14 protein-coding genes and 2 pseudogenes are annotated in these 19,765 nt (G+C 70.3%); 7 read left to right on the forward strand and 9 right to left on the reverse strand.

Features of this window, described 5'->3' with window-relative positions; translation table 11 throughout:
* Positions 1-11: 11 nt before the first annotated feature.
* Positions 12-692 (reverse strand): hypothetical protein, encoded by a 681-nt coding sequence (locus tag ACZ5NH_RS31825; protein WP_468780116.1) that lies wholly within the window; start codon positions 690-692, stop codon positions 12-14.
* Between the two features lie 335 nt (positions 693-1,027).
* Between ACZ5NH_RS31825 and ACZ5NH_RS31830 the strand changes: the two genes are divergently transcribed.
* The 3 genes and pseudogenes from ACZ5NH_RS31830 to ACZ5NH_RS31840 all read left to right on the forward strand — a co-directional run.
* Positions 1,028-1,288, forward strand: a complete 261-nt coding sequence (locus tag ACZ5NH_RS31830; protein WP_468780118.1) for a hypothetical protein — start codon at positions 1,028-1,030, stop codon at positions 1,286-1,288.
* Positions 1,289-1,361: 73 nt separating this feature from the next.
* Entirely contained in the window at positions 1,362-1,676 is a 315-nt protein-coding gene (locus tag ACZ5NH_RS31835; protein ID WP_384426557.1) for a hypothetical protein, read from the forward strand.
* A gap of 232 nt (positions 1,677-1,908) precedes the next feature.
* Positions 1,909-2,082: pseudogene (locus ACZ5NH_RS31840) on the forward strand (metallophosphoesterase); the annotation flags it as partial.
* Between the two features lie 10 nt (positions 2,083-2,092).
* Here the strand turns inward: ACZ5NH_RS31840 and ACZ5NH_RS31845 are convergent.
* On the reverse strand, positions 2,093-3,196 hold the full coding sequence (locus ACZ5NH_RS31845; RefSeq protein WP_468780120.1) for an AI-2E family transporter: 1,104 nt from the start codon (positions 3,194-3,196) through the stop codon (positions 2,093-2,095).
* 478 nt (positions 3,197-3,674) lie between these two features.
* On the opposite strand from ACZ5NH_RS31845, the gene ACZ5NH_RS31850 reads away from it, so the two are divergent.
* Positions 3,675-4,766 (forward strand): diacylglycerol/lipid kinase family protein, encoded by a 1,092-nt coding sequence (locus ACZ5NH_RS31850; RefSeq protein ID WP_468780122.1) that lies wholly within the window; start codon positions 3,675-3,677, stop codon positions 4,764-4,766.
* Positions 4,767-4,981: 215 nt separating this feature from the next.
* Positions 4,982-7,708 carry a magnesium-translocating P-type ATPase gene (gene mgtA, locus ACZ5NH_RS31855; protein WP_468780124.1) on the forward strand — a complete coding sequence of 909 codons (2,727 nt, stop codon included), beginning with the start codon at positions 4,982-4,984 and terminating at the stop codon, positions 7,706-7,708.
* A 413-nt stretch (positions 7,709-8,121) separates the two neighbouring features.
* Here mgtA and ACZ5NH_RS31860 read toward each other — a convergent pair whose 3' ends face one another.
* The 5 genes from ACZ5NH_RS31860 to ACZ5NH_RS31880 form a co-directional block, all read right to left on the reverse strand.
* Positions 8,122-8,799 (reverse strand): HdeD family acid-resistance protein, encoded by a 678-nt coding sequence (locus ACZ5NH_RS31860; protein ID WP_388633019.1) that lies wholly within the window; start codon positions 8,797-8,799, stop codon positions 8,122-8,124.
* Between the two features lie 203 nt (positions 8,800-9,002).
* Positions 9,003-9,416, reverse strand: a complete 414-nt coding sequence (locus tag ACZ5NH_RS31865; protein ID WP_468780126.1) for an alcohol dehydrogenase catalytic domain-containing protein — start codon at positions 9,414-9,416, stop codon at positions 9,003-9,005.
* A gap of 24 nt (positions 9,417-9,440) precedes the next feature.
* A complete protein-coding gene (locus ACZ5NH_RS31870; RefSeq protein ID WP_468780128.1) occupies positions 9,441-10,697 on the reverse strand; it encodes a cytochrome P450 in 1,257 nt (418 codons plus the stop codon).
* A gap of 61 nt (positions 10,698-10,758) precedes the next feature.
* Positions 10,759-12,162, reverse strand: coding sequence for an NAD(P)/FAD-dependent oxidoreductase (locus ACZ5NH_RS31875; protein ID WP_468780130.1), 1,404 nt, complete (start codon positions 12,160-12,162; stop codon positions 10,759-10,761).
* Complete coding sequence (locus tag ACZ5NH_RS31880) at positions 12,159-12,377, reverse strand: ferredoxin (RefSeq protein WP_468780132.1); 219 nt, start codon at positions 12,375-12,377, stop codon at positions 12,159-12,161. Before ACZ5NH_RS31880 ends, ACZ5NH_RS31875 begins: the two co-directional genes overlap by 4 nt.
* A 1,171-nt stretch (positions 12,378-13,548) precedes the next feature.
* On the opposite strand from ACZ5NH_RS31880, the gene ACZ5NH_RS31885 reads away from it, so the two are divergent.
* Entirely contained in the window at positions 13,549-15,993 is a 2,445-nt protein-coding gene (locus ACZ5NH_RS31885; RefSeq protein ID WP_468780134.1) for a flippase-like domain-containing protein, read from the forward strand.
* Positions 15,994-16,195: 202 nt separating this feature from the next.
* Here ACZ5NH_RS31885 and ACZ5NH_RS31890 read toward each other — a convergent pair.
* A pseudogene (locus ACZ5NH_RS31890) lies at positions 16,196-16,333 on the reverse strand (SAV_915 family protein); the annotation flags it as partial.
* Between the two features lie 430 nt (positions 16,334-16,763).
* Between ACZ5NH_RS31890 and ACZ5NH_RS31895 the strand changes: the two are divergent.
* Positions 16,764-17,216 carry a universal stress protein gene (locus ACZ5NH_RS31895; RefSeq protein WP_468780136.1) on the forward strand — a complete coding sequence of 151 codons (453 nt, stop codon included), beginning with the start codon at positions 16,764-16,766 and terminating at the stop codon, positions 17,214-17,216.
* Between the two features lie 5 nt (positions 17,217-17,221).
* Here the strand turns inward: ACZ5NH_RS31895 and ACZ5NH_RS31900 are convergent, their stop codons facing one another.
* A complete protein-coding gene (locus tag ACZ5NH_RS31900; protein ID WP_468780138.1) occupies positions 17,222-19,765 on the reverse strand; it encodes a DUF4118 domain-containing protein in 2,544 nt (847 codons plus the stop codon).

A 19,765-nucleotide genomic window follows, 5' to 3' on the forward strand; every position in this document is an offset into this window, starting at 1 on the left:
GACGGCGCTGCTCACGCCCCCGCAGTCAGCACCAGCACGCGGCACGAGCCGGGCGGTCCGGCCGTGCGGGTGTCGTCTCCGGCGCTCCGCCACCCCCACGACCTCAACGTCTCAACCATCCCGGCGTCCCGGGCTTCCACCAACGTGACTCCGAGCGCGGCGCCGTGGTCGGCGAGCAGTCGCCGCTGCAGGCGCCGGGCGAGGTTCCAGGCACGGCCCTGGTTCTCCCGGCGCACGCGGGACGGGACGACGATGCCGGAGACGACGAAGAGCCGCCCGGGGGCGACGCGGCGGAGCAGGCTCTCCCGGACGTCTCCGTCGAAGCCCGCCCACCACGGACCGGCGCCGCCCACGGGAAAGCCGTAGGCGCATCCGGTCAGGACCGTGGTCTCCGCGATCAGCAGCGAGAACCCCGGTCGTCGTGCGTCGGCCGCGAGGTGTCGCAGGAAGGCGGCACGCGCCTCGTTCCACGCCCAGGGGCCGCCGCCGGAGACCTCCGCGTACAGGTCACCCAGCTCCTGCAGGCGGTCCTCCACCTGGCCGCGCGTCAGCGGGCGGAGGCGTTCTCCTTCGTGGGGCGAGGATCCCCGCTCCCGCATCGGTCGACCCGGCCTGCGCGTGTGCGACCTGCCGGGTGCCGGCTGGGGCGCGGGGAGGTTCGAGGTCGTCGGGAGGAGCATGTGCGCGCTCATGGGTCGAACCCTGCCCCGGGCGCGGACCAGGGCCCACCCGGCGTCGCCGATCACCGAGAGCGGCACCGGTGCCGGAGCCGGTGCGCGGCATGCCCTCGGTGTCTCCACCGTACTCCCGGCCGGGCCCGCCACGGTGGCGCGGCGGCGACGACTGCGACGGCCCGTTCCGGGAGAGCACCGGTCTTCCGCGAGGGGTCGGTCGTGGCACGCACGCTCCCTTGCCCGGCATACCCTTCAAGAAGGGGGTGGCCGTGGTGACGCGCCGCAGTCCGCACCGACGACGGGTCGGCAGCGACCTCAGTCGGGGTTGCACCCTCACCTGCCAGGAGGTCCGTATGAAGCACGAGCCCTTTCCCTCCGAAGGCCACGCCGAGGTCCGCATCGTGGCCGCGACGCCTGAGGTCGCCCGGCGCGTCGCCGAAGTGCTCCGGCACTGCTTCGCCTCGACCGAGCAGCGCAGCTATCCCTCGGGCCGCGCAGGAGGGACCCGGCTCCACATCACCCTCGACACCGCTCAAGCGGCGGAACCCGCACAGTCCTGGCTCACGACCAGCACCTCGACAGAGCAGACACAGACACACACCGACGAGGTGTGACCCGGATCCGAGCGGCCCGAGGATCCGCCGTCGCCTCGTCGCCGCGCGGCCGTCAAACCGGAGAACGACAACCATGACGAAACTCCGCGAACGCAAGAACAACCGGAAGGCGGTCCTGCGATCCCTGTACGGGGCCGTCGAGCGCAACCGCCCCGAGGTCAATGGATCGGCGCTGCGCGCCGAGCTGGCCCTGCCCGACGAGGACCTCTCCGCCGCCTGCGCCTATCTGACCGACGAGGGTCTGATCAGCGTGGACTGGACATCACACCACACCCCCGCCACCGTCTCGCTGACGCACGAGGGCATCCGTCTGATGGAGGAACTGGAGGAGGAAGAGGAGGAACAGGAGGACCGGGTGAAGCCAGAGGAGGCACAGCCGGACGACTGACCCGCCCTCGCGTCGGAGCCGACGATTGTCAGGAACATCGCTTCGCTCTGGCGAGCAGGCTCCCTGCCTGGGCTTTCGCGCGAACCAGGTCGTTGTGACGTCGCCGACCATGCACCTGCTCGGACACTCTTCGCGGAATGCGCCAGGACCGATGCCGACGAAATGCTGACTTGCCTGACGGAACATCAGGTACCTGGAGACGTAGGAGTGTTACCGCCCAGGAGCACCTGACGAGTTCGTCGGCCAGGCGGCGTCCGGCGGCATCGACCTCCAGCTCTCCGGGCACACCCACGGCGGCCAGAGCTGGCCCTTCCACCACCTGGTCCGCATCGACCAGCCCGCCCTCGCCGGCCTCAGCCACCACGGCACCTGCACCCTCCTCTACACCAGCCGCGGGCATGGATTCCATACGGCGGTCATTCGGCGGCGTCGGACCGGTCGGCGTTCTCGGGGCTGCTGTCTGCCCGCATCGGCAGCCCCAGCCGCCGACCGCCGCGGTGAGCCCAGATGTCACCGAGGACGACTTGGATGATGCCGGTGACGGGAATCGCCAGCAGGGCACCGAGTATCCCGGCGACTTCGGCGGCGATCAGGATGGCCAGCAGCACGGTGAGGGGGTTGAGTTTGACCGTTCGAGACAGGATGACCGGTTGCAGGAGGTGGTTCTCGGCCTGCTGATAGACGATGAAGAAGACGATGGCTCCGATGCCGGCCGGCAAGGAATGAACGAACGCCACTGAGGAGGCGACGACAGCCCCTATGGTGGCCCCCACCAAGGGAATGAGGTCGGTCACGGCGACGAAGAGGGCCAGCAGGCCGGCGAACGGCACTCCGGAAACCAGCAGCACCACGTAGGTCAGGAGCCCGCAGATGACGCTGATCAGCAAGTTTCCGGTCAGGTAGCCGTTGACAGTACGGGCGCACGCGGCTCCGACGCGGCGTATGCGGGCCGCGGGTGCGTCGTCCACGAGCGCCAGGGACCGATCTATCGCCTTGGGGCCCTCCAGCACCATCAGATAGGCCAGGACAAAAATGGTGAGAGCGCCTGTCACGGTGGTCGTAGCACTGCGGATGAACCTCAAGGCAGGCCTGCTCAGCCCGGTGGCGAACGCGCGAATCTGCGCCTGATGCCGCTGGACATACCGCAGAGCGTGGATCCGCTCCAGCAGGTTTCCGACCGGCCCGCGGCCGGCCCGGGCGTCCCTGATCATCACGGGCAGATGGCCGGCGAACCGGCTTCCCTCCTGAGCCAGGGGGATGACGAACAGGGCGACCACCGCGCCAACGGCCGCGGCCGCAGCCAGAAAGACCAGCAAGGTGGCCACCGACCGTCGGCACCGCGGCACCCGTCGCTGCAGCGCCTCGACCGCGGGGTGAAGGGAGACGGCCAGGAACGATGCGATGACCGCCCAGATCAAGACCCGGCGAGCCTGCACCACCAACTCGAGTACGACGTAGGTGGCGAGCACCAGACCGATTGTGGCGAGGATGGTTCGCACCGGAACCGGACGCGTCGCCATGGGCACTGGGTGCCCAGCCGCAGTCTCGGGAAACGAGGAGGCTCCTCACCCGGAGAGACGTGATCTCCCCGCGTTGTCATACGTGCCGGCCTCTGACACGGGCAGCGTCAAGTCGCCGCCGGCCGACATGGGAGCAGGCGGACACAACCGGCGGATGCCTCGGCCGTCCCCCATGGATCGCCGCCGAGGCGGCCGTGGCCGGCTACGGCGGCCGGCACAAATCGCCACATCCTGATCCGGGCGCCTTCCGACCCCGGGGCACGCAGGATGGGGAGAGGCGTGGGCTCGGCGGCGGTGGTGGGCGCGTTGCGGGGACCGGTCCATGCACGGTGGATCTCAACGGCGGTGGCGGGTCGACCAGGTACGTCCCAGGTGCGGATGCTCAGGCCGCGCTGCAAGCTGGTGCCGTAGGCCGCAACTGTCGAAGGAGCGTCATGGTGGCGGTGGCCACACGTGCGATCGCCGGAGCGTCGGCCCGGTGGGGGACGGCGCCGCCGGCTGCGGGTGTGATCGCGGCAGTCCCGTTGTCGCTCTTGATGTGCGCCGGGCCGATGCATGCGGCTTGTCGGTACGTGCCGTGACCGAGAGCGCGTCGCGACCTGCGACCGGCGCGCGACGGCCCTATCTGATCGTGAATCCGCGTTCGGGCGGGGGGAAAGCAAGCCGGTTCCGGATAGCGGAACGAGCCCGTGCGTTCGGAGCTCAGGTTTTCGTGATCGATCATTGCCTGCCCCAGGACCTGGCGACTGTCGCGCGACGCGCCGTGGATGACGGTGCGGACCTGCTCGGGGTGGCCGGCGGAGACGGCACACAGGCACTTGTGGCCGAGGTGGCCGCAGCGAGCGGCCTGCCTTTCGTGGTCATTCCGGCGGGTACCCGCAACCACTTCGCGATGGATCTCGGCCTGGACCGCGACGACCCTTCGGCCGCGCTGGAGGCCCTCAGGGACGGCGTCGAGCTGCGCGTGGATCTCGGGTACGCAGGCGAGCGGGCATTCGTCAACAACGTGTCGTTCGGCGCGTATGCCGCCCTGGTGCAGGACCCGGCCTACCGGGAGGACAAGATCGGCACGATGGTACGGATCCTCCCGGACTTCCTGGCCCGCCACGAGGGTCCGGAGCTGCTGGTACGCGCAGGGCTGCTCACTGTGGACCGGCCGGATGCCGTGCTGGTGAGCAACAATCCCTACCAACTCGACGACCCGGCCGGGCTCGACAGGCGGGCACAGCTCGACTCCGGGCTCCTGGGAGTACTGACCGCCAGGGCGGAGACGCCCGCCGAAACGGCCGCCAGGCTGCGAAGCGGGCAGACGCACGGGCTGACCCGGCTGGCGACACCCGATGACGTCGTCATCCACGCCGACGCCCCGGTCGTCCCCGTCGGGCTCGACGGCGAAGCCGTCACCCTGCGGACTCCCGTGCGGTGCCGGATCAGTCCCCGGACGCTGCGGGTATGGGTTCCCCGCCATCGGCCGGGCGTCGCGCCCACCGGATGGCGACCGCTGCAATGGGCCGTCGTCCAGCGGGCTGCCTCACTCGTCGGGCGGTCTCATCGCCGTCACACCGACTGACCGGAGCACGCCGCACGGCGGGCAGCAGGTCCCGGAGACAGGGCCAGAAGGCCCATGAAGGTGTGTCGGCGAAGGGTGGAGGGTGGGATGGTGAGGTTACTGCCAGATGATCCGTGCGCGCGCCCGTCCTCCCGTCGGCTCAGCACTGCCGGACGTTCATCCAGCTGTGTGCGTTTCCCTGTGCGGGAGGGCACACGCCCAGGCGGTGGGCGCTGATGGTGACCACTGTCGGGGCGAGGCCGATGGCCGAGGGGCGTGCCGTCTCGGCGGCCGCCCTGCCCACCGCGCAGGTGCTCCGTGATCTCCAGGTGCCGGAAGGCGGCCTGTCCTCGGAGGAAGCGGCACGACGGCTGAAGCGCTGGGGCCCGAACGCCGTCCACTCCCACCGAGCTCGGGCGTGGCTGGTGCTGTGGCATCAGCTGCGGTCCCCCCTGCTCGGCCTGCTGCTGGCCGCGGCCGTCGTGTCGTACTTCGTGGGGGAGCGCAGCGACGCCGTGATCATCGCGGTGATCGTCGCGCTCTCCGTCGGCCTTGGTTTCGTCAACGAGTTCCGGGCGGAGAAGACCGCCCAGTCGCTGCACGCGAAGATCCGGCACCGCGTGGTCGTGCTGCGGGACGGGCGACCACAGGAGGTGGAGGTCAGCACCCTGGTCCCCGGTGATGTGGTCGAGCTGCGGCTCGGCGACATCGTGCCCGCGGATCTGCGGCTGCTTCAGACAGCCGGGCTCGAGTGCAGCGAGTCGGTGCTGACCGGCGAGTCGTTGCCGGTCGCGAAGGACACCGCCCCGGTCCCGGCCGGCACGCCGCTGGCGGAGCTGTCCGGCTGCGCCCTGATGGGCACCGTGATCCACGCGGGAAGCGGCCGCGGTGTCGTGGTCGCCACCGGCGCCGAGGCCGAGTTCGGGAAGATCGCCGCCGGCCTGGGCGGACACCAGCTGGAGACGGAGTTCCAGGTGGGGCTGCGCCGCTTCTCCATGCTCCTGGTCTACGTCGCCGGGGCACTGACCACGTCGATCTTCATCATCAACGTCGCACTGCACAAGCCGCTGATCGACGCCCTGCTGTTCTCACTGGCCATCGCGGTCGGCATCACCCCGCAACTGCTGCCCGCGGTCGTCTCCACCAGTCTGGCCGCGGGCTCCCGGCGGATGAGCCGGCGCAAGGTGCTGGTCAAGCGGCTGGTGTGCATCGAGGACCTCGGTGACGTCGATGTGCTGTTCACCGACAAGACCGGAACGCTCACCCAGGGCCGCATCGACTTCATCCGGGCCGTACCCGTCACCGGCACCTCGGCGGAGGAAGTGCTGCACCGGGCACTGCTGTGCACCGAATCGGACGTGGACGGCCAAGGCCGGCCGGTGGGCGGAAGCCCGCTCGACGACGCGCTGTGGGACTCCCCGGCCGCGGCCGCCCAGCGCCCGGTGCTCAGCGGCTGGAAGCGGGCCGACGTCCTGCCCTTCGACCACGAGCGGCGCATGGTCACCGTCACCGTCACCGATCCCGCCGGTGACACCCTGCTCATCACCAAGGGCGCGCCGGAGACGGTACTGGAACGTTGCGCGGAGGTCCCCGAGCCGACCCGCGAGGCGCTGGACGCGGAGTTCGCCGCCGGGAACCGAGTCGTCGCGGTGGCGACCCGGCCCGCCCAGCCCGCCACTGCCCTCAGTGCCGCCGACGAGCGGGACCTCCGTCTGGCCGGTCTGCTGGTCTTCCTCGACCCGCCCAAACCCGACGCGTCCGAGGCGCTGAGGCGACTGGACGCGCTCGGTATCACGGTGAAGATCCTGACCGGGGACAACCCCACGGTGGCCGCCAAGGTCTGCCACGACCTGGGGCTGACCGACGCCGCCGTGCTGACCGGGACCGACCTGGACACCATGGACGACGATCAGCTCACCTCCGCCATCCGCGACACCACCGTCTTCGCCCGGGTCAGCCCCGAGCACAAGGCGCGCATCGTGCGGATCCAGCGGAAGACCGGCGGCGACGTCGCCTTCCTCGGCGACGGCGTCAACGACGCCCTCGCGCTGCACGCCGCCGACGTGGGCATCTCGGTGGACTCGGCCACCGACGTGGCCAAGGACGCAGCCGACGTCATCCTGCTGGAGAAGGACCTCGGCGTCCTGGCGGACGGGGTCGCCGAGGGGCGGCGGATCTTCGCCAACACCATCAAGTACGTACTGATGGGCACGTCCAGCAACTTCGGGAACATGTTCAGCGCGGCCGGCGCCTCGCTGTTCCTGCCGTTCCTGCCAATGCTGCCCTCCCAGATCCTGCTCAACAACCTGCTGTACGACACCAGTCAGCTCGCCATCCCCACCGACGAGGTCGACGGGGAGCAGGTACGCCGCCCCGCGCATTGGGACATCGCCTTCATCCGGCGCTTCATGATCTGTTTCGGACCGATCAGCTCGCTGTTCGACTTCGTCACCTTCGCCGTGATGCTGGGCGTCTTCCACGCCGACGCCGCCCAGTTCCACACCGGCTGGTTCGTGGAGTCCCTCGCCACGCAGACCCTGGTGATCTTCGCCATCCGCACCCGGCGCATCCCGTTCTGGCGCAGTCGTCCCAGCCTGCCCCTGACACTGACCGCGCTGGGGGTCGTCGCCCTCGGCGCCGCCCTGCCGGCCACTCCCCTGGCCGACGTTTTGGGCTTCCAACAACTGCCGACCGCCTTCTTCGCCGCCGTGGCCGCCATGGTCGTCGTCTACCTGCTCCTCGTCGAGCTCGGCAAGCGGATCTTCTACCGGACCACGGGTCCACGGGCTCGCCCCGCACCCGCTCCCGGCCACCGGCATTTGCGCCGCCGCGCAGCACGGTTCAGCACCGTCACCCGCCTGCCGCACCGGCAAGCCCTCCGCCGTCCGCCGGTGAAGGGTCCGCACCCGACAGGCACGGCCGTCTCTTCCCACTCGCCCGTTCGTCGGACCCCATCTGCCTGATCCGCCGCAATCCCGCATCCGTCCGCCGTGCGACTCGGCATTTTCCGGCCGGTCAGGCTTCTGTGGCCGACGCAGTCGGTGATCCGCCCTCGCAAGGCAGACGCGACAGACGCATGCGCGCCGAGCCTGCCCGTGTCACTCGAGCCGTTCAATACGCTGTTCGCGCTTTTCGTGGCCGGGACGGGGAGGAGTTCGCGCGGTACTCGTACCCCAAGGCCTCAGCAGTCTTTGAGTGGTTCCTTGAGCCGGCAGCCCGACCAGGGAGGCCCAGCGCGCTCGGTCCCTGATCCGCGCAGCTCCGATGCCGCCGCCGTGGCGGTCACATCGTGGACGACTTCTTCACTCCTCAGACTCGGACGGTAGGTGAGTACGGCCCTGATGAGCCGATACCCGAGAACGCCTCCGGCGGCCGATCAGTGCTGGGGGTGCGCACGTGCGTGGAACAGAGGGCGCCGCTGGGTGGCCGTGCCGGGAGCGAGATGGCCGATCTCGACGCGTGTCCGGATGGCGCGGACCACCTCGGTCAGACCCAGAACTATGGCCATGACGCCCACCACCAGTGTGAGTGTCGCGATGGATGCGAACGGCATGATGATCATCACGATGCCGGCCATAGTGCCGATGATGCCGAAGGCCACGTGCCAGCCGCGCCCCGGCATGGTCTGATCGGAGGCCGCGGCAACCGTCTCCAGGGTGCCTCGCATGAGCCAGCTGAAGCCGATCCACAGGGCGAGCAGAAAGATCGACTCGAGGGTGCCCTTGAAGCAGATCAGTCCCAGCAGGATGGAGGCCGCGCCGGTGATGAAGTGCAGTACGCGAAGATGCCGGGGGACGTGGGTGCCGAAGGCGGCGGCGAGTTGGAAGACACCGGTGGCAAGCAGGTAGACGCCGAAGAGCACACCGACGACGCGAAGCGTGGCACCGGGCCAGACAAGCGCGACGACCCCCAGGGCGATGGTCGCGAGGCCCATGGTGAGCAGGAACTGCCAGCCCAGGTTCGCCAGTGCGGCCATGCCTTCGGTCAGGGGACCCTCTTGCGACTCGGTGCCGTGTGGGGAAACGGGGCCGGAGGAATGCGAGGGAGCTGTCATGGCACCTGCCTCCTTCTCGGAGCAGCGTCGTCACATCCGTCTATGTCCATCGTCACCCGATCAGCCTCATGTTGCTCGGTGGAGAGGGCGGGGCTTTGTGGCGCATGAGGTGTTCACGAACACCTCATGCGGCTCTACCTTCTTCCTGGGTCTGCCCCAGCCGTTCATAGGGTTGTGGCACCCAGGGGAGCTGGGTGTGGCTTTCATACGGCTGCCGGCTGTGGCTCGGGAGGCTTGGCCGCCCGGCTCCCCACGACGTTTCTCCCGGCCATGTCGGCAGTGGCGCACACCCCACAGCCCCAGGAGCCGTAAACGATCACAGGGTCTCCGGGCGCGAACCCGATGACACCCGCCCCCAGCCGTTGCACCCATCCCGCGTTCTCATGGCCGAGCGTGAAGGGCGGATTCGTGATGCCGGGTAGCGGTGCGGCTGCCTGCATGATGTGCAGATCGGAGTCGCATGCACCGGCACCCCCGACCTTCACCAGGACCTGCTTCACCAGGACCAGCCCCGGCTGGACCTGCTTCACCAGGACCAGCCCCGGCCCGGGCACGGGCACCGGCATCTCGCGCAGCTCGGGCGGCTGCCCCCAGCCGACGAGTTGAAAAGCCCGCACAGCGATCCTTCACGCAGAAACTGGCTAGTCGCGGATGCCGTCGATGTCGACCAGGACGTGGCGCGGACCGCGGAAGATCTGGTTGTGCCGGTACGGCGGCGGGTCCTCGACGAGCCGGGGGTTCTGCACCCGGCGGACGAACTCGCCGACCGCGACCTGGACCTCGAGCCGGGCGAGCGGAGCGCCGAAGCAGAAGTGGATGCCCTGGCTGAATCCGAGGTGCTGGTTGTCGCGGCGTTCGAGGTCGAGTTCGCCGGGGTCGGTGAACCGTGCCGGGTCGCGGTTTGCCGAGCCGTACACCAGGAAGATCGGCGCTCCCTTCGGGATCGTGGTGCCGGCGATGTCGATGTCCTCCACGGCGGAGCGGGTGTGCCAGAACTGCACCGACGACTCGAAGCGCAGCAGTTCCTCCACCCCGGGCACGATCAGCTCGGGCCTGCGGCGCAGCTTCTCGAGCGCGTCGGGGTGCCGCAGCAGGGTGAGCACGCTGTGGGCGATGAGATTGACCGTGGTTTCGTGTCCCGCGAAGATCAGTAGCAGGGCGTTGCTCGCGAGCACGCCCTTGGACATCCGTCCCTCCGGGCCGTCCTCGTTCACCAGCGCCGAGAGCATGCCCGGGCCGGGTTGCTCGGCATACCTGTCGAGCAGCCCGGCTGCGAACTGCCCGAAATCCCGCACGGCTTGGCGGCCCCCGGCCTGCCGGCTCCGGATCTCTTCGGAGGCGGCCTCGGGGCCGAAGTCCAAAGCGTCCAGGGCGGTCTCGATCCACTGGTGGAAGCGCGGCTCGTCCTCCAGCGGCACGCCCAGGACCTTGCAGATCACCGTCACCGGCAGGGGGTAGGCGAAGTCATCGACGGCATCGATCCGGTTCTTGCCCTTCATGTCGTCCAGGAGCCCGTCGACGATGCGGCGGATCTCGGGCTCCAGGTCGGAGATCAGATGAGGCTCATGGGGCGGGCCGGCGAAGTGCGGCATCATCATCCGGCGGTCCCGATCGTGCTCGGGTGGATCGCAGGTAATGATGTTCGGCTCGCTCAGCACTTCCCTGATCGGCTCCGCCGAGCTCTCTGCCTGGGCCGCGGCCGGGGCGGGGCACTTTCGTGGGTCCGAACTGACCCGGGGATCATGCAACAGCGCGACGATCTCCCGGTAGGTGCTGACGACAAAGGTTCCGTCCGGCTGCCGCGCCACCGGGGTCTTGCGCAGCTCCTCGTAGAAGGGGTACGGATTGGCGCGGTTGGCGTAGCGCAGGGCCTGCTGCCAGGGGGTTTCCTCGACCACGAGGCTCCCCTCCTTCTTCCTGTCGGTGCTGTCCGCTTGCACGCCGGCCCGGCGGGCCGCGTCAGTGACGCCGCGGCCGGAACTCGGCCGTCCGCTCGCTCGGGGCATGGCCGGTCAGAACGACGTCCGGGACCGCCGTCGGGACCCTCGGGTCCGGGAACTCGGCCGGCACCGGCTTCATGTCGGACGGCTGGTCCCAGCCCGGCGGCGGAGGCGGGAACGGACCAGATTGCTCGATCAGCTTCCCGTAGTACTCCAGCCACTTGCCGTGATCGAAGGTCACGGCCGCGACAATCCGACCCCGGTGACCGTAAGCCGCTGCGAAACGACGCTCCGCAACAGACCCCTGTGTGAAGACGATCTCGTCACCGAAAGGCGGCACACCGACGGACTTTATGTTGACGCCGAACTGACCGGACCAGAAGCCGGGCAGCAGCAGATGCGGGCGATAGTGGGGCTCGAGGTTCACCATGTTGTGCGCCGCGACCTCGGCACCGAAAACGGCGTTGTCCCAGTGCTCCATCGCCAGAAACTGGTACTCGTACAGCACATGCGGCGCACGCGCCACATCTCCTGCCACGTAGATGCTGTCGGTGACCACCCCGTTGATGTCGAAGGCACGACCACCGGCGTCACACCCGACGCCCCAGAAGCCGGCCGCCAGCCCCGAGCCCTCCAGCCATTCCACGTTGCGGATCGACCCCAGCGAGGCCACCACCACATCGGCCTCGACGGTGGATCCGTCCGAAAGCTCGGCACGCCGCACATGTCCGGCGCCGTCGCCCTCAAGTGATGACACGCCCAGCCCGCAGCGCAGGTCCACGCCGTGGTCGCGCTGCATCTGCGCGGCGATCTCCCCGATCACCCCGCCGAGCGCGCCGACCAGTGGCGCCGAACCCCGCTCGACCACGGTCACCGGGATGTCGCGTTCCCGGCAGACGGAGGCCACTTCCGAGCCGATGAATCCGGCGCCGATGACCAGGACCCGCGACGGCGGTTCGGCCAGCGCCTTCTGCAACTGCTCTGCGTCATCACGCGAGCGAATCGTGTGGACCCCCTGCAGGGCGGCCTCGTCCGGGTTCGGCCACTGGCGTGCGCGGGTGCCCGTGGCGATCAGCAACCGGTCGTACGGGACCTGCTCACCGTCGGCCAGGCGCACCTGCTTGGTGACCCGGTCCAGGCCGGTGGCGGCCACCCCGAGCCGCCAGTCCGCATCCACTTCTCGCATGCGGGGCAGCTTGGTGTGGTCGGCCGGCACCCAGCCCTTGAGCACCTGCTTCGACAGCGGCGGACGGTCATAGGGCTCGTACGGCTCGTCCCCGATGATGGTCAAAGAACCGGTGAAGCCCTCGTCGCGCAGGGTCTCCGCGGCCCGCAGCCCCGCCAGAGAGGCACCCACGATGACAATCCGGCCGCTGGCCCGGAACTCGCGCACCAGCTCTGCGACCGTTGCCCGCAAGGTCATGACGTCTCGCCCCGCTCCGCGGCGTCCACGCGGTCGAGGACGATCGCCTGCACGGGGCACGCCGCAGCAGCTCGCTCGACCTGCAGCCGCCATTCGTCATCGGGGTTCGGCTCATATGTGAGCGCCTCTTGACCATTCAGCCTGAAGACGTCATGTGCCAGATACACGCACTGTGCGTATCCCTGGCATCGATTCAGGTCCACGGCGATCCGCATGGGCAGACTCCTTCCGTTCTGCCTCCCGCCCCACGGCGACCATCGACTCGGTCATGAAGCCTCGGTCATGAAGCCATGGGACGGTTCTCAAGCCTCCCCCTCAGGCGACCGGGCTGGATGTCCCACCCGTCGGCTGGGCCGAGGCCACCGACTGAGCAGGTTCGGTCCTGTTCGCTGCGCCGCAGCGTTCACGGTGACGCTTGTCGGCTGTGAGCGTCACAGCTGGAGGGGGGCGATACATCGACAGCGTCGGCATCAGGTGTGCCCTGGTCGTCACGCCCCAAAAAAATACTCGTCCCGCCTTTCGACGATCGCAAACGGTCTGTTTGCGGACGATCTTCTGGGCCGCACCACCAGGGCCGAGAGGAGGGTGTACCGCTCGGTGACCTGCTCATGCCGCCCTGCCTGGCACGGCAGGGCCCTGGGCGAGATTGAACTGGCCCGGCTGCCGCTCGGCCAACCAACCCAGCACGAACAGGCGTTTCTGGCCGTTGAGGAGCCGGTGCCGGTCCGCGAGGGCCTGGAGGATGCGGCGAATTCATGCTGGTCCAGCAGTCCGCCGACCGCTGGAATCCGACACGTGCTGAGGGACCACAACGCAGCACGCCGTCACTCCCGCCACATCACCAACTCCATGCCTGGTCCAGCGCAGACGCCGTCCCCACATTCGGAACGGCAAGAACCACTCAGGCCCGAGCCACCCAGACGATCCAGTGCCATCGGACGGTCACATACCGCCTTGACCCGCCGCGACATCCACTCCCTGCCAGACAGCCTCCGGCAGAGCGAGGGGGCGACGCACCTGCCCTACGCCCCGCCTGCCCGGCCAGGACTTCGAGGCCGCTGTCGCCGAAGGCGGGACACATGGCGAGCAGGATGCGGAGGGGGAGCGCCAAAGGCCGACCAGCCCCCATAACGTGCTCTTGGATGGCGTGGGTTTGCGGACCGGTCTCGGACGCGCTCGAATGACGGAAGAGCGGACCCGTCTGCCCGCATCGGTTGGTCGGATGAAGCGGCGGTGCCCGCCAGAGCCCGCCTCGGGCCTCGGCCCGCCGACGAGGAGCCGACATGGCCAAGGCCGGATCCGCCTGGGCGGCCGGCTGTGAGTGAACGCCCTGGCATTCTCCCACTCTCCGTTGCCGCCGGAGATGCTCAGACCCCGGCGACGCCGGTGATCGACGCTCCGCCGCCGCGCCACGTGCGCCGGGCGGCCGATCTGGCGCGGCTGCTCGTCTCCGGCGCCCTGCTGGTGGTGACGGTGCTGCCGGCCGTGGTGGCGCTCGCGCCCACCCGCAGGATGCAGAAGGGGCTGCTCGACGCGGCGACCGCCCTACCGCCGGGATTGCGCGATGGTGTCATCGGGGCGGTGCAGGTGGTCGCTGTCGTCGCGCCGGTGGTGGCCGTCGGCGTACTGGTCGCCCGGCGGCGGGGCGACGCGATCCCGCGTGTCGTGCCGGCGGCGGCGCTGGGCGCGCTGCTTTCGTGGCCCGTCACCCAGCTGGCCATGACGCGCACCAGACCAGACGTATGGCCGCGGGTGCTGGTGGGGCGGGGCGCGCTGGTGGATGCCGGCTGGCCGCCGGCATCGTATCTGGCCGCCTGCGCGGCGGCGGTCGTGGCGGCAGGCCCGTGGCTGGACACGCGTCTGCGGCGGACGTGGTGGACGCTGACCGTCGTGTGCGCCGGGCTGAGCGTCGCGGCCGCCACCATCATGCCGCTGGAGACAGTCGCCGCGCTCACCGTAGGAGGTGTGACCGGATCTGCCGTGCTGCTGCTCGCCGGGGCCCCGGTGGACCGGCCGGCTCCGCAGGCGGTCGCCGACGCACTCGTCGCGTGCGGGATCCCGCTCGCCGCGCTGCGGGAGACGCCTTCCCTCGATCGGCGCTCGGGGGAAGGGGACCGCTACGGCGCCGAGACCACCACCGGTGCGCGGCTCACCGTGCAGGTGCTCGGCCCCGAGGACCGCAACCGCGATCTCTTCCACCGGCTGGCCCGGCTCGCGCTGCTGCGCCACCCCGCCGACACGGACGCGCATACCCCACTCGCCGCGGTCGAGCACGAACTCCTCATGCTCGTGTTCGCAGGCCGTACCGGCGCCCGGGCGGCCGAGCCGGTGATCGCGTACCCGGTGGCCAGGGGCGGCGCACTCCTGGTGACGGTCGAGCACGCCGTCCGTCCGCTGTCCGCGTTCCCGGGCGAGGAAATGACCGACCAGACGCTCACCGGGACATGGACGTCCGTGGCCCGCCTCCAAAAGCACCGGCTGGCGCACCGGGCGCTGCGCCCGGAACACATCCTCGTCGAGCCGGACGGTGCGCCCCGGCTCATCGCGTTCGCACAAGCCCGGCTGGCCGCCACGCCCGACGCGCTCGGCAGCGACATTGCCGAGCTGCTGGCCACCACCGCGACACGCGCCGGGGTGCCGCGCGCCACCAGGTGTGCGCTGGCCGGCCTCGGCCCGCGGCTGCTGGCGACCGCCCTGCCCTACCTGCAGCCGCTCGCGCTGCTCGGCCCCGCACGACGCGAGGTCGCCCGGTACGACCAGGCCCGCGCGCGAGCGGCGGGAGCGGGTGCCAAGCGGCGCGCGGTGCGCCCCGGCGGCCGCCCAAGCCTGCTGCGTGACCTCTCCGCCGCGGTCGTGGAGGCGACCGGTGCCGAGCCGGCTCCCCTCGCGCCCCTGGCGCGCTTCACCTGGAAGAGCATCTTCGGCCTCGTCGGGGCATTCCTTGTCCTGCATTTGGTACTGCCGCAGTTCGCCAGCGCCCCGGCGGTGGTGGCCGCGTTGCGAAAGGCCGACTGGTGGTGGGTGCTCGCAGTACTGCCCGTTACCTTCATCTCCCAGGTGTTCTCCACCTGCCTGCAAATGGGCACCATTCCGGCCAGGCTGCCATTCGGCCCCACGTACGAGGTGCAGTTCGCCAGTTCGTTCCTGAACCGGATCACCCCGAACAATGTCGGCGGCATGGCGCTCAACCTGCGCTACCTGCAGAAGACGGGGATCGAGACCGGGGCCGCCACGGCCTCTGTCGGCCTGCAGAGCCTCGTCGGCGCCGTTTCCAACGCCGTGCTCGCCGCCTGGTTCTTCGCCTGGGCCGGACGGCACCACACCGGAGTACACCTGCACTTGCCCGCAGGCCGGTATGTGCTGCCGGCCATCGCTTTGGCCCTCGCGGCAGGAGGTCTGCTCGGTGTCACACCGGCCGGCCGGCGCTTCCTCCGCGAGAAGGTGTGGCCGTTCCTGCGAGCGGCGGCGTCGACCGTGACGGGGGTGGCCTCCGACCCCGCCAAGCTGGCTCTCCTCGTCACCGGCGCGCTGGGCCTGCCCCTCGTCCAGGTCGTCGGACTCGTGTTGAGCGTGCGGGCGTTCGGCGGTGATCTTCCCTTCGTCCAGGCGGGCGCCGTCTACATGGCGGCGCGCCTCGTCGCCAACGCGGCACCTGTCCCTGGCGGACTGGGTGCCCTCGAAGCCGGCCTCATCGCCGGACTCACCGCGCTCGGCGTCACGGCCGGCGCAGCCACCTCGGCCGTGCTCGTCTACCGCCTGCTCACCTTCTGGCTGAACGTGCCACTGGGCGCACTGGCCCTGCGTGCCGTACAGCGCAAGGGCTACGCCTGACGCCGCTGCTGCCGCCGGGTTCAGGCCCCAGTCGGGCGGGTATCCGGTGGGCCGCCGTCTGCGCCGCTCCCGCGTTGCGAGGCCTCCCGCCGAGCGACAATCAGGGCGCTGACCTGCGGAAACACACAAACGCCAGATCTTGGACTTGAATGGATCACGACGCGCATTCAGCACTCCCCAATTCGCTCCCTGCCTGCGTTTTTGCAGTGCGGTCACCGAGCGGAATGCGGAAGAGCCGGGCCGCACAACCGGAGGTGCCCGGCCGGACCGGGACGTACCGGGGTCCGGCCGGGGACGGATCGGAGGGCTCGGGGTCTTCGCCGTAGCGGAGTTCTGCCATGGGGGCCTCCCGACAGGCAAGGAGCGTGGGATCTGGGTGCCCCGGACGCGGGGAGGCGGACCGGGGCTCGCCCTCGACGGTATGCCCGGTGTTCCCAGGTTCCGGACGTGCCCTGACGGGACGCTGATGGTGATCGGGGCGACCTTGACGGGACGCTGACGCCCTGGCGAGAGGGCGTGGAAAGAGACGTCAGAAGGGTGCCAAGAACTGGCGTACGGACTGTTCCAAGCCTCGGGCAGAGGTGAGATGGAAGCGGTTCCGAGAAGAATCGTCGGCCCGGAAGCCGCTGCCGGCGCGTGCATAACGATGAAAGCGATGTCCGAGTCCCGTCCGTCCTCAGCCACTCGTTTCGTGGTGGGAGTGAGCGGTTCGCCTCGCAGTCTCACCGCCTTGAGCCGGGCGGCCGACGAGGCCTGGTGCCGAGGGGCGGATGCTCTGGCCGGTGCTGGCCTGGGAGCCGCCCGGCGGGGATCCTGCCGCCCGGAGGTTCCCGGATGCGGCCGTCATGGTCGAGGAGTGGGACCGGCTGGCGCGGGAGCGGTTGCTCCGGGCGCTGTGCGACGTGTTCGGCAGCACGGACACCGGGGTGCCCGGGCAGGCGCTCGTCGTACGAGGCGCCCCCGGGCCGGCTCTGGTGCGGACAGCCGGCCGGGAGGACGACATCCTCGTGGTCGGCGCAGGCGGGCGTGGCCGACTGCACCGTGCGCTGTGGCCGTCGGTCAGCCGCTACTGTCTCGCCCGCGCCACGTGCTCCGCTCTCGCGGTTCCGCCGTCACCGCTGCAGGCAGCGCTGGCAGCTGTGCACCGGCGGCACGCCTCGCGGCTGCCGCTGGACACGGGGCGCCTGCAGCGGGAGTTCGAGACCGTGCCACCCGCCGCCTGATCTCCTCAGCGGGCAGCGGTCGCCGGCAGGTCCGGCTGCTCCGGACGCCGTGCCGGGTCCGTCGGTACGGAGAGCACCATGGTGAGGCCGCCGCCGGGCGTGTCCTCGGCGCGCAGGGTGCCGCCCACGGCCTCGGCGAAGCCGCGGGCGACCGCGAGTCCGAGGCCGACGCCGACACCGCGCGGCGAGTCGCCGTACCGCTGGAAGGGCTCGAAGATACGGTCCTTGGCCTCGTCCGGAACACCGGGCCCGCGGTCCACGACTCGCAGTTCGACCCGGTCGGCCAAGGCGCTCGCGGACACCAGCACCCTCTCCCCCGGCGGACTGTATTTGACGGCGTTCTCGACGACGTTGGCGACGGCCCGCTCCAGCAGGCCCCGGTCGACCCACACCATGGGCAGGGTCTCGGGGATGTCCAGGTCCACGCTGTCCTCGGGCACCCCGCCGAGCGCCATGGGCACGACCTCGTCGAGGTCGCTCTCGCGGATGATGGGGGTGACGGTGCCGGTCTGCAGGCGGGACATGTCCAGGAGGTTCCCGACCAGGTGGTCGAGCCGGTCGGCACCCTCCTCGATGGCCTGCAGGAGCTCCGCCCGGTCCTGTTCGGACCACTCGACGTCGTCCGACCTGAGCGAGGTCACCGCGGCCTTGATGCCTGCGAGCGGGGTGCGCAGGTCGTGGCTGACGGCGGCCAGCAGAGCGGTGCGGATGCGGTTGCCCTCGGCCAGTTCCTTGGCCCGGTCGGCCTCGCGCTGCAGGCGCTGGCGGTCCAGGACGACGGCGGCCTGCGCGGCGAACGCGGCCAGCACGCGGCGGTCGGCGGCGGGCAGGACGCGGCCGCGCAGGGAGAGGACCATGTGGTCGCCGACCGGTACGTCGACGTCCGCGTCCTCCGGCACCGCGGCGGGCTGCGGTCCCACACTGCCGGCGCAGGTCCAGGGTTCCGTCTCACCGGTCCGCTCCAGCAAGGCCACCGACTCCATGCCGAAGGTTTCCCGGACCCGTTCCAGCAGCGCCTCCAGGGTGGTCTCACCGCGCAGGACGTTGCCCGCGAGGAAGGAGAGGATCTCCGACTCGGCGCGCAGCCGGGCGGCTTGATGGGTACGGCGGGCGGCGAGGTCCACCACCGAGGCCACGGACACGGCGACCCCGACGAAGATCGTCATGGCGACGATGTTCTTCGGGTCGGCGATCGTCAGGGTGTGGACGGGCGGGGTGAAGTACCAGTTGAGCAGCAGGGAGCCGACCACCGCGGAGGCCAGCGCGGGGAAGAGGCCGCCCAGCAGGGCCGCTGCCACCGTCAGCGTCAGGTACAGCAGCATGTCGTTGGCGAGGCCGACGTCCGGCACGGCACTGGTGAGGAGCCAGGTGAGCACGGCGGGGCCGAGCACGCCGACGGCCCAGCCCCAGAGGACCCGGGAGCGTCCGAGGCGGGCGCCGCGCGCCACCGGCAGTCCACGGCCCTTGCCCGCCTCGTCGTGCGTGATGAGGTGCACGTCGAGGTCCGGACCGGACTCCACGGCCACCGTGGCGCCGACCCCGGGCCCGAAGACGTACTGCCAGCTGCGGCGGCGCGAGACGCCCAGCACGATCTGGGTGGCGTTGACGCCGCGGGCGAAGTCGAGCAGGGCGGCCGCTATGTCGTCGCCGACCACGTGGTGGAAGGTGCCACCGAGGTCCTCGACCAACGTGCGCTGTACGGCCAGTTCCTTCGGGGAGGCCGCAGTGAGGCCGTCGCTGCGGGATATGTAGACGGCCAGCACCTCGCCGCCCGCGCCCTTCTCCGCGAGGCGCGCGGCGCGCCGGATCAGGGTGCGCCCCTCGGGACCGCCGGTCAGCCCGACCACGATCCGCTCACGGGAGCCCCAGATCTTGGAGACACGGTGCTCGCTGCGGTACTCGTTCAGATACTCGTCGACCCGGTCCGCCACCCACAGCAGCGCCAGCTCGCGCAGGGCGGTCAGGTTGCCGGGCCGGAAGTAGTTGGACAGGGCCGCATCGACCTTGTCCGGTTTGTAGACGTTCCCGTGCGCCATACGGCGGCGCAGGGCCTCGGGGGACATGTCGACCAGCTCGATCTGGTCGGCCCGTCGTACGACCTCGTCGGGGACGGTCTCGCGCTGCCGCACCCCCGTGATCGACTCGACCACGTCGCCGAGCGACTCCAGGTGCTGGATGTTGACGGTCGAGATCACGTCGATCCCCGCAACGAGCAGTTCCTCGACGTCCTGCCAGCGCTTGGCGTTGCGCGAGCCGGGGACGTTCGAGTGGGCAAGTTCGTCCACCAGGGCGACGGCCGGAGCACGCCGCAGGACGGCGTCGACGTCCATCTCGCCGAACGTGGCGCCTCGGTACTCCAGCTGTCTGCGCGGCACCTGCTCCAGGCCGTGCAGCATCACCTCGGTACGCGGCCTGTGATGGTGTTCGACGAAGGCGACCACGCAGTCGGTGCCCCGCTCGATACGTCGGTGTGCCTCCGACAGCATCGCGTAGGTCTTGCCGACGCCGGGTGCCGCGCCGAGGTAGATCCGGAGCTTGCCGCGTGCCAT

The organism is Streptomyces sp. NPDC031426 (assembly GCF_055581585.1).

Bases quoted from the DNA above. Each gene is read 5' to 3' on its own strand.
- ACZ5NH_RS31825 (WP_468780116.1), bottom strand. From the start codon at position 692: ATGAGCGCGCACATGCTCCTCCCGACGACCTCGAACCTCCCCGCGCCC.
- ACZ5NH_RS31830 (WP_468780118.1), top strand. From the start codon at position 1,028: ATGAAGCACGAGCCCTTTCCCTCCGAAGGCCACGCCGAGGTCCGCATC.
- ACZ5NH_RS31835 (WP_384426557.1), top strand. From the start codon at position 1,362: ATGACGAAACTCCGCGAACGCAAGAACAACCGGAAGGCGGTCCTGCGA.
- ACZ5NH_RS31845 (WP_468780120.1), bottom strand. From the start codon at position 3,196: ATGGCGACGCGTCCGGTTCCGGTGCGAACCATCCTCGCCACAATCGGT.
- mgtA (WP_468780124.1), top strand. From the start codon at position 4,982: ATGGTGACCACTGTCGGGGCGAGGCCGATGGCCGAGGGGCGTGCCGTC.
- ACZ5NH_RS31860 (WP_388633019.1), bottom strand. From the start codon at position 8,799: ATGACAGCTCCCTCGCATTCCTCCGGCCCCGTTTCCCCACACGGCACC.
- ACZ5NH_RS31875 (WP_468780130.1), bottom strand. From the start codon at position 12,162: ATGACCTTGCGGGCAACGGTCGCAGAGCTGGTGCGCGAGTTCCGGGCC.
- ACZ5NH_RS31880 (WP_468780132.1), bottom strand. From the start codon at position 12,377: ATGCGGATCGCCGTGGACCTGAATCGATGCCAGGGATACGCACAGTGC.
- ACZ5NH_RS31895 (WP_468780136.1), top strand. From the start codon at position 16,764: ATGCTCTGGCCGGTGCTGGCCTGGGAGCCGCCCGGCGGGGATCCTGCC.
- ACZ5NH_RS31900 (WP_468780138.1), bottom strand. From the start codon at position 19,765: ATGGCACGCGGCAAGCTCCGGATCTACCTCGGCGCGGCACCCGGCGTC.